Raw genomic sequence first — 19,064 nt, 5'->3', positions numbered from 1 at the left:
CGTCCTTGTGCGCCAGTCGGCATTTGCGGCACGCTGCGTGGGAAAAAACCGCAGGTGACTGCTAAATTAGCATGTGTCGGCTGACAGGGAGTTCCACGACGTGAGTTGCCGCATCATCGTGGCGGATGATCATCCGCTGTTCAGGGAGGCCATGGTCAACACCGTGCGGCGCATCCTGCCCGAGGCACGCCTGGAGGAAGCCGGCAGCCTGGCCGATGTGCTCCGGCTGGCCGCCATGGGCGAGACGCCCGACACCCTGATCCTCGATTTGCGCTTCCCCGGCCTCACCTGCATCGGCCGCCTCGCCGAACTGCGCCGCCAATTGCAGCGCACCACGCTGATCGTCGTGTCGATGGTCGATGACCCACAGGTGATCTGCGAAGTCATGGCCGCCGGCGTCGATGGTTTCATCGGCAAGAGCGTCAGCCCCGAGGCGATCGGCGCGGCCATCCTTGCCATTCGCGACGGCGAAGTGGTGGTCGACTACGCGCCCAGCGGGTTGCTGCCGCAACTGGATGCCTCCAGCGAGCTGGAACAACTCACCCACCGCCAGCAGGACGTACTGCGCCTGATCGCCCAGGGCAAGACCAACAAGGAGATCGCCCGGGCACTGGACATCTCGCCATTCACCGTGCGCATCCATGTGTCGTCGCTGCTCAAGACCCTCAATGTGCCGACCCGCACGGCCGCCGCGGTGAAGTATTCCGGACACTGAGCGACCGCTGGTCGGCGCACACTGGCATGCAATCGACCCTGCCAGGGCTTTGCGACCTCCCAATCCATGAGGGTGGCGATGTTCACGCCTGTATTCGGCCTGCCCGACCGTGGGCCGTTTTTTCACTCTGAGCAGAGGATGACGACATGAGCACGCAACACTGGATGGGCGGTGGCGATGTGCAGAGCGACTGGCCGGAACTCGAGCCAGACCGCCGCAACGATCAGGCCGACGACCCGGATGCCGACCCGAACCTGACCGAGGAAGAGAACCGCCCCGGGGTACCGGCCAGCGACCCGGAGTCAGGCGCCTGAGTGTGCATGGCAGTGTGAGAGCGGGCCAGGCTCGCTCTCACACTGAAGTCTGTTGTCTGTTCAGGTCCACGCCGCTTCACACCCGCCAGCGCACATCGGTGATCCCATGCCGTTCGGCCATGGGCCGGCTGACTTTCTTGATGCGCTCGCGCCCGAACTTCGGAATGATCCCCAAACCCGCGTCGCAACTGGCCCAATGCCAGGCCTCGGCATTGTCCATGTGTTCCTGGCGGATGATGAAACGCCGTGGCTGACCGTGCAGCAGGTATTCGATGGTAAACAGCTGGGGACTTGGCATTGACGCAGGCCCTCCTCTTCTCCATGGATGACTTTCTGACAGATCACGTCGTTCCATGAAAATTCAAAAAATGTCCGACAATCAGGAAGGGAGGGCCCGCAAGGTCACGAACCGCTGGCGCTCCCGTGGCTGTTGCGGCCACCCTTGCGGCCGGCCTCGGAGGCGCGGGCGCGATCATTGGCGAAGTTGCCGCCAGAGTTGCGGCCACCCTTCTGGCCCGCCCGCGAGGCCCTTTCACGGTCGTTGGCGAAGTTGCCGGGGTTGGTGTCCTTGGTGCCGCCGCGTTGTCCGGTCTGATCCTGGTCACGAGCCATGACGTTTCTCCTTTACGCTGGGTTGGACGTGCCGCACGAAGATGCCGTGCATTTAATTACGAACAGGGGCGCAGGCCAACGGCTCATTTGTTGTACCGGGGTTCTGACCGACGGCACTTATCCGCCTGGCCAAGGGTCACAGCTCTGACTAATGACGGTGGACGAAGGAGACGCCCCCATGCACCGCGCTTGCCGACCGCTTACCCTCGTACACCGGCCCTTGCTCGGCGCCAACCGCTCGTCGCCGGGATGAACAGCAGCCTATAATCTGCGCCCAGTGCCCGACCAAACGGGCCATTTCCAGGTCCGTACAAGGCTGATGCCATGAAGTCCTCCAGCAAAACGTCCCTCGCCTCGCCGCACAATCCGGCACTCAGCCCGAGCCACCTGGATTTCCCCGTGGTCGGCATCGGCGCTTCGGCCGGCGGCCTGGAAGCAATCCGCACCTTCTTCCGCCACACCCCGCAGGACTGCGACATGGCATTCGTGGTGGTGCTGCACCTGTCGCCGGACCACCAGAGCCAGGCCGACCGGATCATCCAGGCGGTGACCGGCATGCCTGTGCGCCAGGTCAGCGAACCGGTACCGATCGAGCGCAACCATGTCTATGTGATTTCGCCGGCCAATCGCCTGTCGACCAACGACGGTTACCTGCGCGTCAGCCCGGCCAAGCGCAGCCGTGGCGACCATGTCGCCATCGACCTGTTCTTCCGCGACCTGGCCGATGTGCACAAGGACCATGCGTTCTGCGTGGTGCTGTCGGGTACCGGCAGCGACGGCGCCGTGGGTCTGTCGCGGATCAAGGAACAAGGCGGCGTGACCCTGGTGCAAGCCCCCGAGGACGCCGAATACCCCGAGATGCCCCGGGCGGCGCTGGCCACCGGCATGGTCGATCTGGTGCTGCCGGTGGCCGAGATGCCCGCTCGCCTGGTCGAGCTGTGGCGCACCGCCCGCCAGGTGAAGTTGCCACGCATCGAGGACGACAGCCTGCCGCCCGCGCTGGGCGAGCGCGAGGGCGACCCGGCGGCGTGCGACCCGTTGCTCGACGAAATCCTGTTGTCGCTGCAGGACAACACCGGCCACGACTTCAGCCATTACAAGCGCGCCACCGTGCTGCGCCGCCTGGAGCGGCGCCTGCACGTCACCGGCCAGACCGACCTGGCCGGCTACCGCGACTACCTGCAATGCCACCCGCAAGAGTCCCGGGCGCTGCTGGCCGACATGCTCATCGGCGTGACCAATTTCTTCCGCGATCGCGAGGCCTTCGAGGCCCTGCAGCGCCATGTGATGCCAGGCCTGGTGAACCGCGAAGGCAACGAAGAGCCGGCCTGCGAGGTCCGCGTGTGGTCGGCAGGCTGCTCGACCGGCGAGGAGGCCTATAGCCTGGCCATGCTGGTGAGCGAACAACTGACGATCGAACGACGCAGCACCCAGGTGCAGATCTTCGCCACCGACCTCGACGACCGCGCCATCGGCATCGGTCGCGGCGGGCAGTATCCGGACGCCATCGCCACCGATGTGTCGCCGGCCCGCCTGCGCCAGTTTTTCCTCAAGGAGGACCAGCATTACCGGGTGCGCAAGGAGATCCGCGAGAAAGTCCTGTTCGCCCGCCATAACCTGCTGTCCGACCCGCCGTTCTCGCAACTGGACCTGATCGTCTGCCGCAACCTGCTCATCTACCTCGACCGCGAAGTGCAGCGCGACATCCTGCGCCTGTTCCACTTCGCGCTGCGCCCGGGCGGCTATCTGTTCCTGGGCAGTTCCGAATCCACCGACCTGGCGGCCGATCTGTTCGTCGCCGTGGACAAGCGCAACCGTATCTTCCGTGCCCGTGAAGTGGCGGCCGTGCGTCATCCGGCGCGCCTGCAAGCCCCCGAGCCTGCGCTCGCCCCGGCGCCGGCCCGGGCACGCGCCGCCCGCAAGCTGTCCTATGCCGAAATCCATCACCGCGCCCTCGCCCGCTGCACGCCGCCGAGCCTGGTGGTCGATGCCGAGGGCAATATCCTGCACATGAGCGAGGGTGTGGGGCGCTATCTGCGCCATGCCGGCGGCGAGCTCAGCCACAACCTGCTCAACCTGGTCCTCACGCCGCTGCGTCCGGCCCTGCGCAGCACCTTGCTGCAGGCCCAGGGCAGCGGCCAGGCCGTGACCTCGCGCACAGTCCCCCTAGACCTCGGTGAGCATACCGATGGGGTACGCATCCTGGTCCAACCGCATCAGGACGAACCCAGTGGCAGCGAGTGCCTGCTGGTGGTCTTCCAGAGCGGCGAAGCCGACAGCGCGACCACCCAGGCACCCGCCGTCGAACAGACCGAAGGGATGCTGCTGGGCAACCTGGAGCGTGAACTGCACCGCACGCGCCTGCAGTTGCAGGAAACCATCGAGCAGTCGGAGTTTTCCAGCCAGGAGCTGACCGCCTCCAACGAAGAGATGCAGGCGATCAACGAGGAGCTGCGCTCGGCCAGCGAGGAGCTGGAAACCAGCAAGGAAGAGCTGCAGTCGATCAACGAAGAACTGCTGACGGTCAACTACGAACTCAAGACCAAGGTCGAGGAAACCGACAAGGTCAACGACTACCTGACCAACCTCATCGCGTCCACCGACATCGCCACGGTATTCGTCGACCGCAACCTGTGCATCCGCTGGTTCACTCCCCGCGCCACCGATATCTTCAGCATGCTGCCGGTGGACACCGGGCGCTCGCTGCTCGACATCACCCACCGCCTCGATTATCCGGGCCTGGCCGATGACGCCCGGGCCGTGGTCGAGCGCGAGACCACCATCGAGCGCGAAGTGGTCGGCCACAACCAGCACTGGTACCTGGCCCGCCTGCTGCCGTATCAGGCCAGCGAGCGCAACGTCGACGGCACCGTGCTGACCTTTATCGACATCAGCCAGAGCCGCGCCGCCGAGGAACGCCTGCGCCAGGGCGAGGAACGCATGCGCCTGGTCGCCGAGAGCACTCACGATTTCGCCATCATCCTGCTCGACGAGCAAGGCCTGATCACCGACTGGAACACCGGCGCCGCGCTGATCTTCGGCTATGGCAAGGACGAAGTGCTCGGCCTCCATTACCAGCTGATCTTCACCGAGCAGGACCAGGCGAGCGGCGTGCCCGAACGCGAACTGCGCAGCGCCCGCCTGCACGGTCGCGGCCAGGACGAGCGCTGGCATGTGCGCAAGGACGGCAGTCGCTTCTACTGCAGCGGCGAAGTGTCAAGGCTCAAGGGCAGCAGCCTGCGCGGCTACGTCAAGATCGCCCGCGACCTCACCGGGCACAAGCGCCTGCACGATGAGCAAAGCAAGCAGCTGGCCGAATCGCAGAACACCAGCCACATGAAAGACGAGTTCTTCGCGGTCATGTCCCATGAACTCAAGCACCCCCTCAACCTGATCCAGCTGAATGCCGAAATCCTGCGCCGCTCCCCGTCGGTGAAGGGCAACGGTGTCGCCAGCAAGGCGGTCGGCACCATCTGCGAGGCGGTCTCCAGCCAGGCGCGGATCATCGATGACCTGCTCGATGTGGCGCGTATCCGCACTGGCAAGCTCAAGCTCAAGACCCAGGTGCTCAACCTGTGCGCGGTGCTGCAGGCCATCCAGGCGGTGCTGGCCAACGAGCAGCACGCCTGCGAGGTGCGCCTGGCACTGCCCGCTGACGGCGCCCCGGTGTATGTCGAGGCCGACAGCACCCGGCTCGAGCAGATCGTCTGGAACCTGCTCAACAATGCGTTGAAATTCAGCCCTGCTGGCAGCGAGATCCGTCTGGCGCTGGCCCGCCAGGGCAACCAGGCGCGCCTGGAGGTGATCGACCAGGGTATCGGCCTGACCGACGAAAGCCTGGAAAGCGTCTTCGACCTGTTTTCCCAGGCCGCGCCACAAGGCTCCGGCCCCCCCCGCGATGGGCTCGGTATCGGCCTGTCGCTGGTGCGCCAGCTGGTGGAAGCCCATGGCGGCACCGTCGGCGCGGTTTCCGCCGGACTGGGTTGCGGCACCACCTTCACCGTATGCCTGCCGTTGTGCGATCCCGGGCAGCATGTACAGCCAGATACCTCCGACGAAAGCGTCGAGGGTCGCTTGAACGGCGTCAGGGTGTTGCTGGTGGACGACTCGGTGGAAATCCTTGAGGTGATGCAGCAATTGCTGGAGATGGAAAGCGCCGAAGTCGAGGCCTATAGTGACCCGCAGGCCGCACTTGAGGCGGCCGCCAATGGCCGCTATGACATCATCCTGTCCGATATCGGCATGCCGGTCATGGACGGCCACGCCCTGATCAAGGCCCTGCGGGGCCTGGAGCACCTGCGCTACACCCCGGCCATCGCCCTGACCGGCTACGGGGCCAGCGCCGACCAGTACCGCTCGCGCCAATCGGGCTTCGACCGGCACCTGAACAAGCCGGTGGGCTACGACGAGCTGATCGAGGCGATCGAGGGTCTGAGCGGCTCACTACCCTACTGACGCCCTACCCGCCCCGGCCGGCCTGTGGCCGGGGCGCCGTCGCGCATCAGGCGTGAACGCTCCACTGCACGGCATCGGCCTCGATCGGTAGTTCGTCCACGGCATGGATCATCCCACTGTCGAGCGCTTCCTGGGGCCCCAGGATCCTCGGATACGCCATCAGGTAGCGCGTCACATCGAGCCGCTCGCTCGCACCCTCGGTGCGCTCGGCGACGATCTGCGCATACAGGCGCAGGTCATAGTCCAGGCTCATGGCGTACTCGGCCATCCGTGCATGGTCAACCGAGCCGTGCAGAGTCCAGTGGAAGGGATGAAACAGGAATTTGCTGTAGGCGCAGGCGGTACGGTGGCTGCCGGCCAGGAACAGGATGTTGCCCATCGATTCGACCGTGCCCAGGTTGTGGGTGTGCACCGGCACCGGCAGTGATCGCAGGAAGTTATACAGGGTGAAACCGTAGCTGCATTCGCCGCCCATTGTGGCGATATTGATCTGCAGCACCTCGGCGCCCTGCTGCAACGCCTTGGAACAGGTGTTGATGAGGTTGCCGCAGGTCGCGGAATTGATCGGGCCGGTGTAGTGGATGATGTGTCTGGCCATGCCGTCCTCCAGGGTCAGTCAGGGGTGTCCTTGGCCGGTGCATCGTTGCCCGGCGCCGCTTGGTCGTGCTCGCCCAGTTGCTGGTACTGCTTGCGCAGCGCATGCAGTTCGGCCGGCCCCATGTCCTCGAGGTCGAGCAGCGCCTTGTGCGCCCGCTGGGTGGTGCGCAGCAGTTCGTCGATCTTGATGTGCAGTTCGTCGTTATCGCGGTTCTGGGTGTTCTGGATCAGGAACACCATGAGGAAGGTGATGATCGTGGTCGAGGTGTTGATCACCAGTTGCCAGGTATCGTTGAAATCGAACAGCGGTCCGCTCACGCCCCATACGATGATCAACAGCAATGCCACGGCAAAGGTCAGTGGACGTCCGCTGCGGTTGGCCAGCCATTGGGCGAAACGATCGAATCTCATGGCTAGCGCTCCTTTGGTTGCTTCCCTCTGTGGTGGAGGGCCGCAAGGCAGGCAAAGTTCCAGGTTTTGCGCCACTGGCCACTCGTCACTCCTGCTGAACCCTGACGCCGCAATGCCGGTCGCTAGTCAAGAGTGCACGAACGAAAGGGAGCCCTCGTGAGCGAGATCCGCATTGGTATTTCCGGTTGGCGCTATGGCCCATGGCGCAAGGATTTCTACCCCAAGGGGCTGCGCCAGGACGATGAGCTGGCGTTCGCCTCGCGGGCGGTGAACAGCATCGAGATCAATGGCTCGTTCTACGCCTTGCAGACCCCCGAGCGCTACCGCCAGTGGCGCGATGAAACGCCGGAAGGGTTCGTTTTCTCGGTCAAGGCGCCGCGCTACATCACCCATGTGCGACGGCTGCGCGACATCGACGAGCCGCTGGCCAATTTCTTTGCCTCGGGGCCATTGCTGCTGGGCGACAAGCTGGGGCCGTTCCTCTGGCAATTTCCCCCGAGCATGAAGTTCGACGCCGAGCGTTTCAGCACTTTCCTCGCCTTGCTGCCCCGCGACCGCAAGGCCGCGCGCGCCTGTGCCCGGCAGGCCGCCGAGCGCCTGCAGGACAACGGTGGTAGCGCCATTCGCGGCAATGCGCGCTTGCGCCATGCCGTGGAAATCCGCCACCCGAGCTTCCTCTGCGACACCTTCATCAACCTGCTGCGCAAGCACAAGGTCGCGCTGGTGGTCGCCGACAGCGCCGGCAAATGGCCCTGTGTCGAGGAAGTCACAGCCGACTTCGTCTACCTGCGCCTGCACGGCGATGTCGAGCTCTACAGCAGCGGCTACACCGCCAGCGCGCTGCGCCGCTGGCGCCTGCGCATCCAGGCCTGGGCCGCGGGTGGCCAGCCGGAGGATGCCCGGCGCGTCGTGCGCCGCGCCCCGGCCAAGCGCGCCTCGCGTGACGTGTATTGCTACTTCGACAACGACCAGAAGGTGCATGCCCCCTACGATGCCCGCCGCCTGCTGGGCAAGCTCGGCCTGGACGGCGAGCTGGTGACCGAACCCGGCGTCGAGCCGCAGGAGTCACTATGAACGGCACCCTGCCCGCCCCCGACCGCATCATCGACAAGGTCACGGCCGTGCACCGTCTGACAGTTCTGACCCTCAACGTGCACAAGGGCTTCACCCTGTTCAACCGCCGTTTCATCCTGCCCGAGCTGCGCGAGGCGGTGCGCGCCACCGGCGCCGACCTGGTGTTCCTGCAGGAGGTGCACGGCAGCCATCAGCGCCATGCCGAGCGCCATCCGACCTGGCCGCAGACCCCGCAGTACGAGTTCCTCGCAGACAGCATGTGGCCGCAGTTCGCCTACGGGCGCAACGCGGTCTACCCCCATGGCGACCATGGCAACGCGCTGCTGTCCAAGTTCCCTATCCGCGCCTACGACAACCTCGATGTGTCGATCCATGGCAACGAGGAGCGCGGCCTGTTGCACTGCCAGCTCGAAGTGCCCGGTCATGAGCAGGTGCATGCGATCTGTGTGCACCTGGGCCTGCGCGAGGAGCACCGCCAGCGTCAGGTCGACCTGTTGCTGGCCTTGCTCGAGCGCCTGCCGCCGGAGGAGCCAGTCATCGTCGCCGGCGACTTCAACGACTGGCGCCTGAAGGCCGATGCGCGGCTGTCGCTATCTCTGAGCGAAGCCTTCGGAACGCCGGCACGCAGTTTTCCCGCGCGCCTGCCGCTGCTGCGCCTGGACCGCATCTACCTGCGCAATGCTCAGGCGTGTGAGGCACGGGTGCTGTCCAGGTACCCATGGTCGCACCTCTCCGACCATGCTCCGCTGGTAGCGCAGGTGATGCTATGAAGCAGGCTTGGAGCGACGGCAACCACGTCGAACTGCTGATCAATGGCGAGCAGTACTACCCGCGCGTGTTCGAGGCGATAGCCCAGGCACGGGAGGAGATTCTCCTGGAAACCTTCATCATCTACGACGACAAGGTCGGCCAGCCGCTGCGCCTGGCGCTTATCGACGCGGCGCGGCGTGGCGTGCGGGTGGAGGTGGCGGTTGACGGCTATGGCACCGCCGACCTGCCTGACGGGTTCATTGCCTCGATGACCGAGGCCGGGGTGCGCTTCCATGCATTCGACCCGCAACCGCGCCTGGCCGGCATGCGCACCAACCTGTTCCGGCGCCTGCATCGCAAGATCCTGGTGGTCGACGGTCAGCGCGCGTTCATTGGCGGTATCAACTACAGTGCCGACCACCTCGGCGACTTCGGCCCGCAGGCCAAGCAGGACTACGCCGTGGAAGTCACAGGCCCGGTGCTGGCCCAGGTCCACGCCTCCAGCTGCCGCATGCTCGCCCCCGTGCTGGACGCCCCAAGCGCGGTGGTGCCGGGCGGTGACGCCGCAGGTTCGGCCAGCGCCGTGCTGGTGGAACGCGACAACCGCCGCCATCGCACCGACATCGAGGCGTGCTACCTGCAAGTCTTCCGTGAAGCCCGGCAACGCATCGTCGTCGCCAACGCCTATTTCTTTCCCGGCTACCGCTTGCTGCGCGAGCTGCGCAATGCTGCCCGGCGTGGCGTGGCGGTGACCCTGATCCTCCAGGGGCAACCGGACATGCGCTGGGTACGCGCGCTGTCGCGGCTGCTCTACAACTACCTGCTGCGCGACAATGTGCAGATCCATGAGTACTGCCAGCGCCCATTGCACGGCAAGGTGGCACTGGTGGACGACGAGTGGTCCACCGTGGGCTCCAGCAACCTCGACCCGCTGAGCTTGTCGTTCAACCTCGAGGCCAACCTGATGATCCGCGACCGCGCGTTCAATGATGGCCTGTACCGGCACCTGAGCGAACTGACCGCCGCACACTGCAAGCGCGTGACCCTGGAACGCATGGTGCGTGGCTATTGGTGGCGCGCGCCGTTGATCTTCCTGGGCTTTCACATCACCCGCTACTTCCCGCGCATCGCCGGCTGGTTCCCGGCGCACCGGCAGCGTCTGCAGTCGCTGCAGGCGGACAACGAAGCGCCGGTGGACTTCAACGGGGGCAAGACTTGATGGCCAAGCCACGCTGGAAGACCTGGGGCATGCGCCTGCTCACCCTGCTGTTCCTGGTGCTGATCCCGGTGCTGCTGTTCACCCTGGCGCGCAACCTGGACTGGAACGAAGTGCGCCAGTCGCTGCTGGCCTACCGGCCCTCGACCCTGGCCCTGGGGCTGTTGCTGGCCCTGTGCAGCTACCTGGTGTTCGCCAGCTACGACCTGCTCGCCCGCGCCTACACCGGCCACCGCTTGCCGGCCCACCAGGTGCTGCCGGTGGCGTTCGTCTGCTATGCGTTCAACCTCAACTTCACCACCTGGGTCGGCGGCGTGGCGCTGCGCTACCGCCTGTACAGCCGGCTGGGGCTGGACACCGCGACCATCACCCGCATCCTCACCCTGGGGCTGTTGACCAACTGGATGGGCTATCTGCTGCTGGCCGGCACGGTGTTCGCCCTGGGCCTGGTCAAGCTGCCGGCAAGCTGGGCGGTGGGTGCCGGCGGCCTGCGCCTGATCGGTGTGCTGATGGTGGCGGTCGCAGCTGGCTACCTGCTCGCCTGTGCCTTCGCCAAACGACGTACCTGGCACCTGCGCGGGCATGAAGTGACCCTGCCGAGCCTGCGCCTGGCGTTGTGCCAGGTGGCGCTGGGCGCGAGCAACTGGGCGTTGATGGCGGCGCTGATCCACCTGTTGCTGCCGCCGGAGCTGTTTTATCCCTCGGTACTGGGGGTGTTGCTGATCAGCTGCGTGGCGGGGGTGGTGGCGCATATTCCTGCCGGGCTGGGGGTGCTGGAGGCGGTGTTTCTTGCCCTGCTGCACGGACAGTTGGGCCAGGGCACGCTGGTGGCCGCATTGCTGGGGTATCGGACGCTGTACTACCTGATCCCGCTGTTGCTGGCGGTGATCACCTACCTGATTCTGGAGAAGCGCGCCAAGGCCCTGCGCCGACAGGCCGGGCCAGCCCTGGACAAGCGCTGAGGGCCTCATGGGCCCGGGAGGTACGTCATGCGGTTCATTCTGTGTGTGGCATTGCTGGCCAGCCTGCTCAGCGGGCAGGTGCTGGCCGAGGGTTGCGACGTGGTCACCCGCTCGTCCAGCGAGGCGGTCAAGCCGGTACAGCAGCACACCTGCTACAGCTACGTCAACATGCCGGCCGAAGCGATTGCCTGGTCGTGCAGCAACGAGAGCAAGGAGATGCTCAACAGCCAGAAACGCAAGGTCGAGCGATGCGCCGATGGCAGCGTGGGCAGCTGCATCGCCCCGCTGACCCAGGAGACCCTGGCCAATCCTGATGCCGCAGGGCGCGGCGAGCCCTCTACCCGGCCGGCGGTGCCCAAGGATGCGCGGATCATCACCTACTACTACGACACCCCGAGCCTGGGGCAGGCGCGCAGTGATTGCGAACGTAGCAATGGGATCTGGCAGACGCATTGACGCGAACGCGTGGGGCCGTTGCCGTTGCCGTTGCCGTTGCCGTTGCCGTTGCCGTTGCCGTTGCCGTTGCCGTTGCCGTTGCCGTTGCCGTTCAGGAGTCTAGCGCCCTACCCAGCTAGCGACAGCTGCGTCAGCCCAGGCGCCGCCCGTAACTTCGCGACTTCAGGAGGCCGAACGGAGGTCTTGCGAAGGGAGGTGACGGGCATGGATGCCCGTCAAGCGCTGCGCCCCAGGATGGGGCGTTCAGCGCGGTCCTCCCGGGAGCAAGGCCGGAGTGAGGGGACCCGGAGCGAAGCGGAGGGCCGGATGAATGGAGCGCAGCGTTTTTTGGTTACTTTTGTCCGGCCGGCGCTCCGGGCGTTTGACAAAAAGTGACTCGCCGTAAGGGCGAAAAGGTGAGTGCGCGTCGACATCGTAAATGAATGCGCTTACAACTATAAAAACCGATGCCGATTGACTTTGACTTTGACTTTGACTTTGACTTTGACTTTGACTTTGACTTTGACTTTGACTTTGACTTTGACTTTGACTTTGACTTTGACTTTGACTTTGACTTTGACTTTGACTTTGACTTTGACTTACACAGTGTGCGTTTTGAAAGTTATATGCGCATTCATTTACGATGGTGACGCATAATCACCTTTCCGCCCTTACGGCGGGTAACTTTTTGAAGGATCAAAAAGTCACCAAAAAATCCTCGCTCCATCATCCGGCCCCTACGCTTCGCTCCGGGGTCCCCTCACTCCGGCCTTGCTCCCGGGAGGACCGCGCTGAACGCCCCATCCCCCTACGCTTCGCTCCGGGGTCCCCTCACTCCGGCCTTGCTCCCGGGAGGACCGCGCTGAACGCCCCATCCTGGGGCGCAGCGCTTGACGGGCATCCATGCCCGTCACCTCCCTCCGCAAGACCTGCGTTCGGCCTCCTGAAGTCGCAACTTGTGTCGCCTGACATATCGCGCACTTAGAAGCAAGAGCAAGAGCAAGAGCAAGAGCAAGAGCGAAAGTTTTTAGTGTGAGTGAATATATGTAGCTTTAGTGAGCAGCAGCCCTATTGTCTAATTAGTCAATGACAGGGCTGCTGTATAAAAGAATATCAAGGCGAAATAGGATCACTGGCCGGGAAAGTTTCATCTAACGCATTATCGACATTACTCTCCTTCGGCTGACTCACCTCCCCACATTTGCAATCCCCCATGCGACAGGGCTCACCCTCACGATGCCCCGTCGCGCACGCCTCGCAGCAGTAAGCCTTGCCATCCTGGACCACGGCATTGCCATCCACGGTGCAGGAACAGTGGTTGCAAGAACAACGTTGCTCGTTCATCAGCGTTCTCTCCGCTCGTTTTCAGGGGTGACCTCGTCGGTCCACGGCTCGCCGTCCAGCGGCGCCGAGCGGGCCAGTTCGGCCTCGTCCAGGCCGATGCCGCCACCGATCTCGTGGGCCTCGACATGACGCAGGGTCTTGTCCGCCGGACCGCCCGCCATGCCCGGCTCATCCGGATCGCGGGCACCGGTCTCGTCCAGCAGCGTGTCAGGGCTCAGGTCATCGAGGGTGACATTGTCCTCGTGCAGGCTGTCACTCAGCGCCTCGCCACCGGTCATGCCACTTTCGGCAACACGTCTCGGTGGATATTCCTCCTCTACCTCCCGCGCCGGTCGCTCGTCGCCAATACGGCCCCGGCGCTCATCGCGGCGTTCGCTGAAATCCAGTTCATGGACACTGCCCATGCGGTCTTGCGTGTCGTCGATCTCGACCGTCGGCTTGGGGTCTTCGGGAATGGGCATGATCGCTCTCCGATTTGTGGGCTCATTCGGTCGACTGCCCCTGCCAGGCAATGATTCAGAGTTTCTGCACAGAGCACTCGCCCTCGCTTTTTTTGAACTCCGCCCGGCCCCTCGCCTCCCAACCTAGAGACCCGCGAACCGTTTCGGAGCCCGCCATGGCCAAGCCCCTGCAGGAGTACCAGCGCAAGCGCGACTTCAACGCCACGCCCGAGCCTGCCGGCAAACGCGGCCGCACGGGCAAGGCCCATGCCTTGCAGTTCTGCATCCAGAAACACGACGCCAGCCATCTGCACTACGACTTTCGTCTGGAACTCGATGGCACCTTGAAAAGCTGGGCGATCCCCAAGGGCCCCTCGCTCGACCCCAAGGTCCGCCGCCTGGCGGTGCATGTGGAGGATCACCCGCTGGACTACGCCGACTTCGAAGGCAACATCCCCGAAGGCCACTACGGCGCCGGTGACGTGATCGTCTGGGATCGGGGTATCTGGGAGCCTGAGGGCGACCCTCGCGAGGCCTACGCCAAGGGCAAGCTGCGTTTTCGCCTGCAAGGCGAAAAACTGTCAGGTGTCTGGAATCTGTTCCGCACCCACCTGGCCGGCAAGAAGGAGCAGTGGATGCTGGTCAAGTCCCACGATGGCCAGGCCCGCAGCGAAACGGATTACCGCATCGTCGAAGCCCTGCCGGACAGTGTGCTGAGCGACCGCACCCTGGCGCCGCGCCGGCCCGCCAAGACAGCCACGTCCAGCAAACCCAAGGGCAAGGCCGGCCCCGTCGCCCTGCCGGACAGGCTCCAGCCGCAACTCGCCACCCTGGTGGATTCGCCGCCCAGCGGTGACTGGCACTACGAAGTCAAGTTCGACGGCTACCGCATCCTCGCCCGCATCGAGGGCGAGGATGTGCGCCTGTTCACCCGTAATGGCCACGACTGGAGTGCGAAGATGCCGCGCCAGGTCGAGGCCTTGAAAGCGCTGGGGCTCGATTCGGCCTGGCTCGATGGCGAGATGGTGGTGGTCGACGACCAGGGCGTGGCCGACTTCCAGTCCTTGCAGAACGCCTTCGACACCGAGCACGACGAACGCATCACCTATTACCTGTTCGACCTGCCCTACCTGGGTGGCGAGGACCTTCGCCCACTACCGCTGCAGGCGCGACGCGCCACCCTGGCCCGGCTGCTCGAAAACACGTCCTCGGACCTCCTCAAATTCTCCGCCGACTTCACCGAGCCGGTCGAGTCGCTGCTCGACAGCGCCTGCCGCCTGAAGCTCGAAGGCCTGATCGGCAAACGCGCCGACAGCCCCTATATGGGCCGGCGCAGCAGTGACTGGATCAAGCTCAAGTGCAAGCAGCGCCAGGAGTTCGTGATCGTCGGCTACACCGATCCCAAAGGCAGCCGCAACGCCTTCGGCGCCCTGCTGCTGGCCCTGCACGACCCCGACAGCGGCCAGCTGCGCTATGCCGGCAAGGTCGGCACCGGATTCAGCGCCACCACGCTGGACAGCCTGCATGCGCGCCTCAAGCCCCTGGAGGTCGACAAGCCGGACTTGCCCAAACCACCCCGTGGCGCCGAGGCTCGTGGCGTGCACTGGCTCAAGCCGCAATTGCTGGCCGAAGTCGCCTACGCCCAGATGACCCGCGAAGGCATCGTGCGCCACTCGGTGTTCCACGGCCTGCGCGACGACAAACCCGCCACCGCCATCGACCTGGAGCGAGCCATGCCCGCCAAGCGCGCCGCGCAGCCACCCGCCGAGGCCCTCGGCAGCCTGCGTCTGACCCACCCCGACCGTGTGGTCGACGCCAGCACCGGCACCACCAAGCGCCAGGTTGCCGAGTACTACGCCCAGGTCGCCGACTGGCTGCTGCCGCAGCTAAAGGACCGTCCCGTGGCGCTGGTGCGGGCACCGGACGGGCTGAGCGGCGAACTGTTCTTCCAGAAGAACGCCGGCCAGCTGCACATTCCGGTGGTGCGCAGCTACAGCAAGGCCCAGGCTGGCCAGGCGGCGATGGTGCTCAACCGCGCCGACAGCCTGTTGGGCGCGGTGCAGATGAACATGCTCGAGCTGCACACCTGGAACGCCACAGACAAGGATTTCGACAAGCCCGACCGCTTCGTCCTCGACCTTGACCCCGATCCGGCACTGCCCTGGAAAGCCATGCTCGAAGCTACCCAGCTGACCCTCACCCTGCTCGATGAGCTGGGCCTGAAGGTGTTCCTCAAGACCAGCGGCGGCAAAGGCATGCACCTGGTGGTGCCACTGACCCGCCGCGCCGGTTGGGACGAAGTGAAGGACTTCAGCCATGCCCTCGTCGAGCATATGGCGGGCCTGTTCCCGGATCGGCTCAGCGCCGTCTCAGGCCCCCGCAACCGGGTCGGGCGAATCTTCATCGACTACCTGCGCAACGGCAAGGGCGCCACCACGGTCGCGGCGTATTCGCTGCGTGCCCGCGAGGGATTGCCGGTGTCGGTGCCGATCTGGCGCGAAGAGCTGACCCAGCTCAAGGGCGCCAACCAGTGGCACATCGGCAATCTGCAGGCGCGGCTGGCCGAGGTGGACGACCCTTGGGCGGACATGGCCAAGACCCGGCAGTCCATCACCGTGCGCATGCGCAAACAGCTGGGCATCGACTGAGGCCAAAGGGGGAACGTACTCATGAGCATCGTCCAGGACTTCGACCTGACCAACCTCGACCGCCTACTGCGCCGCTTCGGCGCCCGCCCGCAGGCCATCGACCTCGACACCTTGCTGCCGGAACTGCTGCAGGCCATGCTGGCCGACCACCTCGACCTGTTGCCCCTGCCCGGCCAGGGCCAGACCCTCAAGCGCTGGCAGACGCTCGCGCGGGTCGCCGGTTGCGACCTGACCCTGGCCAAGCTTTATGAAGGCCATACCGATGCCTTGGCGATCCTCGCCGAATGCGGCGCCGCCCACCACGCCCAGGACGGGATCTGGGGCGTGTGGGCTGCTGAGCCGCCGGACGCCCGTGCCCGTATCGTCGAGCGGCACGACCGGCAGGTACGCCTGCAAGGGCGTAAGGCCTGGTGCTCCGGTGCGCTGCAGATCGACCGGGCACTGATCACCGCCTGGGAGAATGACCAGCCGCAACTGGTGGCCATCGAATTGTCGCACCCCAGCCAGCGCATCCAGGCTGATCAGTGGCAGGCGGTGGGCATGGCCACCACCACCAGCGTCGCCATCGAGTTCGACGACTCGCCCGGATTGGCCATCGGCCTGCCCGGGCAATACCTGGCCCGCCCAGGGTTCTGGCATGGCGGCGCCGGCATCGCCGCCTGCTGGTACGGCGCGGCCGAGGCCCTGGCCGACTACCTGCGCGAGCATTGCCGCAAGCCACGGCCCGATCCGCACGCCGATGCCCATCTGGGGGCGGTGGATGCTGCCTTGTACGGCGCCCGCGCCGCCCTTCGCGAATGCGCCGCCTGGATCGACCAGCAGCCTCATGCCGACGCCAGCTTCGAAGTACGCCGCTGCCGCGCCCAGGTCGAACAGGCTGTCGAGCAGGTGATTCACCACGTCGGCAGGGCGTTGGGTGCCACACCCTTCTGCCGCAGCAGTCATTTCGCCCGGCTCAGCGCCGACCTGCCCGTGTACCTGCGCCAGAGCCATGCCGAACGCGACCTCGCCGAACTGGGCAGGCAGGTGACCGGCATGCCGGCGGGGGCCTGGCAGCTATGAGCGAGAACCGTATCCAGGCGGCTGCCGGCACCCCTTGGCGCGACTGGCAGCAATCCGCGCACCTGGCCCGGGCCAAGTGGCTCAAGCCCGAACAGCTCTGTCCACCCGGCCGGCGCCTGGTGTTGCTGGCCCCCCACCCGGACGATGAAATCCTCATGGCCGGCGGACTGCTGGCCGGTTTCCACGGACGCGAGCAGGACCTCGTGCTGATTTCCGCCACCAACGGCGAAGGCAGCCATCCTCATTCCACCCACTGGACCGAGCACCGTCTGCGCCACCAGCGCCCCCAGGAAAGCCGGCACGCCCTGCAACAGCTGGAGCTGGACCTAAACCGCCTGGACTGGCGGCGCCTGAACCTCAAGGACGGCGCCCTGCCCCGCGACCAAGCGTTCCTGGCCAACTACCTGGAGCAACTGCTCGAACCGGACGACCTGCTGCTGACCACCTGGCGCGGTGACGGCCACTGCGACCACGAAGCGGCCGGCCGCGCCGCTGCCCAGGCGGCCCAGGCCCGCCGGGTGCAATTGGCCGAGGCGCCGGTGTGGGCGTGGCATTGGGCGACGCCCGATGACCCGCGCCTGCCCTGGCCCCAGGCCCATCGGCTACAGCTCGACGACACCCGCCTGGCGCGCAAACGCCAGGCCCTGGCCGCCCACGCCAGCCAGTTGCAGCCCGACGGCGAGCATCCTCCGGTGCTGCCCGTCACCCTGCAGGCCTGCCTGTTGCAGCCTTTCGAACTGGTCTTCCTGTAATGGAGTCGTCATGAGCCTCGACGCGCAGTATTTCGCCGACCTGTATGCCGGCAACGACGATCCATGGGCTTTTCGTACCCGCTGGTACGAACGCCGCAAGCGCGACCTGGCGATGGCCAGCCTGCCCAGCCAGTGCTATGGCCGGGTGTTCGAGCCGGCCTGCGCCAACGGCGAACTTAGCGTGCTGCTGGCCGAGCGCTGCGCCAGCCTGCTGTGCCATGACATCGACGCCACTGCCGTCAGGCTGGCCCGTCAACGCCTGGCAGGTGTCGAGCATGCCCGCGTCGAACAGGGGCACCTGCCGGGCGATTGGCCGGGCGGGCAGTTCGACCTGATTGTGCTCAGCGAGATCGGCTACTACCTCGACCCCACCGACTGGTTGCAGGTAATCGAACAGTCAGTGGCCTGCCTGGCTGGCGACGGCGGATTGCTGGCCTGCCACTGGCGCCATCCGATTGCCGGCTGCCCCCAGGACGGTGGCCAGGTGCACGCCCTGTTGGCCAGGCACCTGCCGCTGTATCCGCTGTTGCGCCATGAAGAGGCGGACTTCCTGCTCGAATACTGGTCGTGCCAGCCCCGGGTGGTCGACTTGGACGAGACCTGCCCATGATCGCGGTGATCATTCCCGCCCATAACGAGGCCCGGCGCCTCGGCCATTGCCTGAACGCCGTGCGGATGGCAGCTGCGCGGGCCGAAGCCGCAGGCCTGGAGGTTGAGGTGTTGGTGGTGCTTGATCGCTGTACCGACGCCAGCGCGCGCATCGCCCGGCGCCATGGCGTGCACACGCTGGCGCTGGAGGCCGGCAATGTCGGCATCGCCCGCCGCCTGGGGGCGGCGTGGATGATCGAGCGCGGCGCCCAGTGGCTGGCATTCACCGACGCCGACAGCCGCGTGCCTGGCCACTGGCTGCTGTCGCAGCTGCAATGGCATGCCGACGCGGTGTGCGGCACGGTACATATCGAGCGCTGGCAACCTTGGCAGGGCGTCGCCTTGCGTCAGCTGTACCACAGCCGCTACCAGGCAACGGAAGGCCACCGGCATATCCACGGCGCCAACCTTGGGGTGTGCGCCAAGGCCTATGCCAAGGTCGGCGGCTTCCAGCCGCTGCCGGCCCACGAGGATGTGCAACTGGTGCTGGCACTGGAGGCCATCGGCGCGCAGATTGTCTGGACCGCCAGGCACAGCGTGGCGACCAGCAGCCGCAGGGACAGCCGGGCGCGGCAGGGATTCGGCGATTACCTCAGCGGACTGGAAGGCCAGATCCTGTAGACCGGCGT

At 65.6% G+C, this 19,064-nt stretch carries 19 protein-coding genes; 13 read left to right on the top strand and 6 right to left on the bottom strand.

Translation table 11 applies throughout. The features are described from left to right. The first annotated feature begins 100 nt into the window (after positions 1–100). Both ABZO33_RS20570 and ABZO33_RS20565 read left to right on the top strand, forming a co-directional pair. A complete protein-coding gene (locus ABZO33_RS20570) occupies positions 101–715 on the top strand; it encodes a LuxR C-terminal-related transcriptional regulator (RefSeq protein WP_414537510.1) in 615 nt (204 codons plus the stop codon). 146 nt (positions 716–861) lie between these two features. Beyond that, a complete protein-coding gene (locus tag ABZO33_RS20565; protein WP_158659514.1) occupies positions 862–1,029 on the top strand; it encodes a hypothetical protein in 168 nt (55 codons plus the stop codon). 76 nt (positions 1,030–1,105) lie between these two features. On the opposite strand, the gene ABZO33_RS20560 is transcribed toward ABZO33_RS20565, so the two are convergent. After that, positions 1,106–1,327 (bottom strand): DUF6555 family protein, encoded by a 222-nt coding sequence (locus tag ABZO33_RS20560; RefSeq protein ID WP_046855649.1) that lies wholly within the window; start codon positions 1,325–1,327, stop codon positions 1,106–1,108. A gap of 104 nt (positions 1,328–1,431) precedes the next feature. Further along, positions 1,432–1,641 (bottom strand): general stress protein, encoded by a 210-nt coding sequence (locus tag ABZO33_RS20555; RefSeq protein ID WP_414537509.1) that lies wholly within the window; start codon positions 1,639–1,641, stop codon positions 1,432–1,434. 324 nt (positions 1,642–1,965) lie between these two features. On the opposite strand from ABZO33_RS20555, the gene ABZO33_RS20550 reads away from it, so the two are divergent. Next, entirely contained in the window at positions 1,966–6,096 is a 4,131-nt protein-coding gene (locus ABZO33_RS20550) for a CheR family methyltransferase (protein ID WP_414537508.1), read from the top strand. Between the two features lie 46 nt (positions 6,097–6,142). Here ABZO33_RS20550 and ABZO33_RS20545 read toward each other — a convergent pair whose 3' ends face one another. Both ABZO33_RS20545 and ABZO33_RS20540 read right to left on the bottom strand, forming a co-directional pair. Next, a complete protein-coding gene (locus ABZO33_RS20545) occupies positions 6,143–6,694 on the bottom strand; it encodes an ATP-dependent Clp protease proteolytic subunit (RefSeq protein WP_367858492.1) in 552 nt (183 codons plus the stop codon). A 14-nt stretch (positions 6,695–6,708) separates the two neighbouring features. Continuing rightward, the gene (locus ABZO33_RS20540; RefSeq protein WP_414537507.1) at positions 6,709–7,104 is read right to left on the bottom strand and encodes a low affinity iron permease family protein; all 396 of its coding nucleotides are present in this window, start codon (positions 7,102–7,104) and stop codon (positions 6,709–6,711) included. Positions 7,105–7,260: 156 nt separating this feature from the next. Here ABZO33_RS20540 and ABZO33_RS20535 point away from each other — a divergent pair, with 156 nt between their 5' ends. The 5 genes from ABZO33_RS20535 to ABZO33_RS20515 are packed head-to-tail and all read left to right on the top strand — an operon-like array spanning position 7,261 to position 11,562. Further along, positions 7,261–8,178 carry a DUF72 domain-containing protein gene (locus tag ABZO33_RS20535; protein ID WP_414537506.1) on the top strand — a complete coding sequence of 306 codons (918 nt, stop codon included), beginning with the start codon at positions 7,261–7,263 and terminating at the stop codon, positions 8,176–8,178. Next, positions 8,175–8,948, top strand: a complete 774-nt coding sequence (locus ABZO33_RS20530) for an endonuclease/exonuclease/phosphatase family protein (protein ID WP_414537505.1) — start codon at positions 8,175–8,177, stop codon at positions 8,946–8,948. Before ABZO33_RS20535 ends, ABZO33_RS20530 begins: the two co-directional genes overlap by 4 nt. Further along, the gene (gene clsB, locus ABZO33_RS20525) at positions 8,945–10,147 is read left to right on the top strand and encodes a cardiolipin synthase ClsB (protein ID WP_414537504.1); all 1,203 of its coding nucleotides are present in this window, start codon (positions 8,945–8,947) and stop codon (positions 10,145–10,147) included. The genes ABZO33_RS20530 and clsB overlap by 4 nt, the downstream gene beginning before the upstream one ends. Continuing rightward, positions 10,147–11,106, top strand: a complete 960-nt coding sequence (locus tag ABZO33_RS20520) for a lysylphosphatidylglycerol synthase domain-containing protein (RefSeq protein WP_414537503.1) — start codon at positions 10,147–10,149, stop codon at positions 11,104–11,106. Before clsB ends, ABZO33_RS20520 begins: the two co-directional genes overlap by 1 nt. A 27-nt stretch (positions 11,107–11,133) precedes the next feature. Continuing rightward, on the top strand, positions 11,134–11,562 hold the full coding sequence (locus ABZO33_RS20515; RefSeq protein WP_414537502.1) for a hypothetical protein: 429 nt from the start codon (positions 11,134–11,136) through the stop codon (positions 11,560–11,562). A gap of 1,092 nt (positions 11,563–12,654) precedes the next feature. On the opposite strand, the gene ABZO33_RS20510 is transcribed toward ABZO33_RS20515, so the two are convergent. After that, on the bottom strand, positions 12,655–12,885 hold the full coding sequence (locus tag ABZO33_RS20510) for a metallothionein (protein WP_414537501.1): 231 nt from the start codon (positions 12,883–12,885) through the stop codon (positions 12,655–12,657). Beyond that, complete coding sequence (locus ABZO33_RS20505; RefSeq protein WP_414537500.1) at positions 12,885–13,346, bottom strand: phosphotransferase system, HPr-related protein; 462 nt, start codon at positions 13,344–13,346, stop codon at positions 12,885–12,887. Before ABZO33_RS20505 ends, ABZO33_RS20510 begins: the two co-directional genes overlap by 1 nt. Positions 13,347–13,501: 155 nt before the next feature. Between ABZO33_RS20505 and ligD the strand changes: the two genes are divergently transcribed. The 5 genes from ligD to ABZO33_RS20480 are packed head-to-tail and all read left to right on the top strand — an operon-like array spanning position 13,502 to position 19,056. Next, complete coding sequence (gene ligD / locus ABZO33_RS20500; protein ID WP_414537499.1) at positions 13,502–15,973, top strand: DNA ligase D; 2,472 nt, start codon at positions 13,502–13,504, stop codon at positions 15,971–15,973. A gap of 21 nt (positions 15,974–15,994) precedes the next feature. Beyond that, positions 15,995–17,035 (top strand): acyl-CoA dehydrogenase, encoded by a 1,041-nt coding sequence (locus tag ABZO33_RS20495; protein ID WP_414537498.1) that lies wholly within the window; start codon positions 15,995–15,997, stop codon positions 17,033–17,035. Further along, positions 17,032–17,787: a PIG-L deacetylase family protein gene (locus ABZO33_RS20490; RefSeq protein WP_414537497.1), complete on the top strand. Its 756-nt coding sequence runs from the start codon at positions 17,032–17,034 to the stop codon at positions 17,785–17,787. Before ABZO33_RS20495 ends, ABZO33_RS20490 begins: the two co-directional genes overlap by 4 nt. Before the next feature lie 10 nt (positions 17,788–17,797). After that, positions 17,798–18,397: a class I SAM-dependent methyltransferase gene (locus tag ABZO33_RS20485; protein ID WP_414537496.1), complete on the top strand. Its 600-nt coding sequence runs from the start codon at positions 17,798–17,800 to the stop codon at positions 18,395–18,397. Continuing rightward, entirely contained in the window at positions 18,394–19,056 is a 663-nt protein-coding gene (locus ABZO33_RS20480; RefSeq protein ID WP_414537495.1) for a glycosyltransferase, read from the top strand. The genes ABZO33_RS20485 and ABZO33_RS20480 overlap by 4 nt, the downstream gene beginning before the upstream one ends. Positions 19,057–19,064 lie beyond the last annotated feature (8 nt).

The organism is Pseudomonas sp. CAM1A (assembly GCF_047501685.1).
Lineage (GTDB): Bacteria > Pseudomonadota > Gammaproteobacteria > Pseudomonadales > Pseudomonadaceae > Aquipseudomonas.
This window is presented reverse-complemented; position numbering and strand designations above follow the sequence as displayed.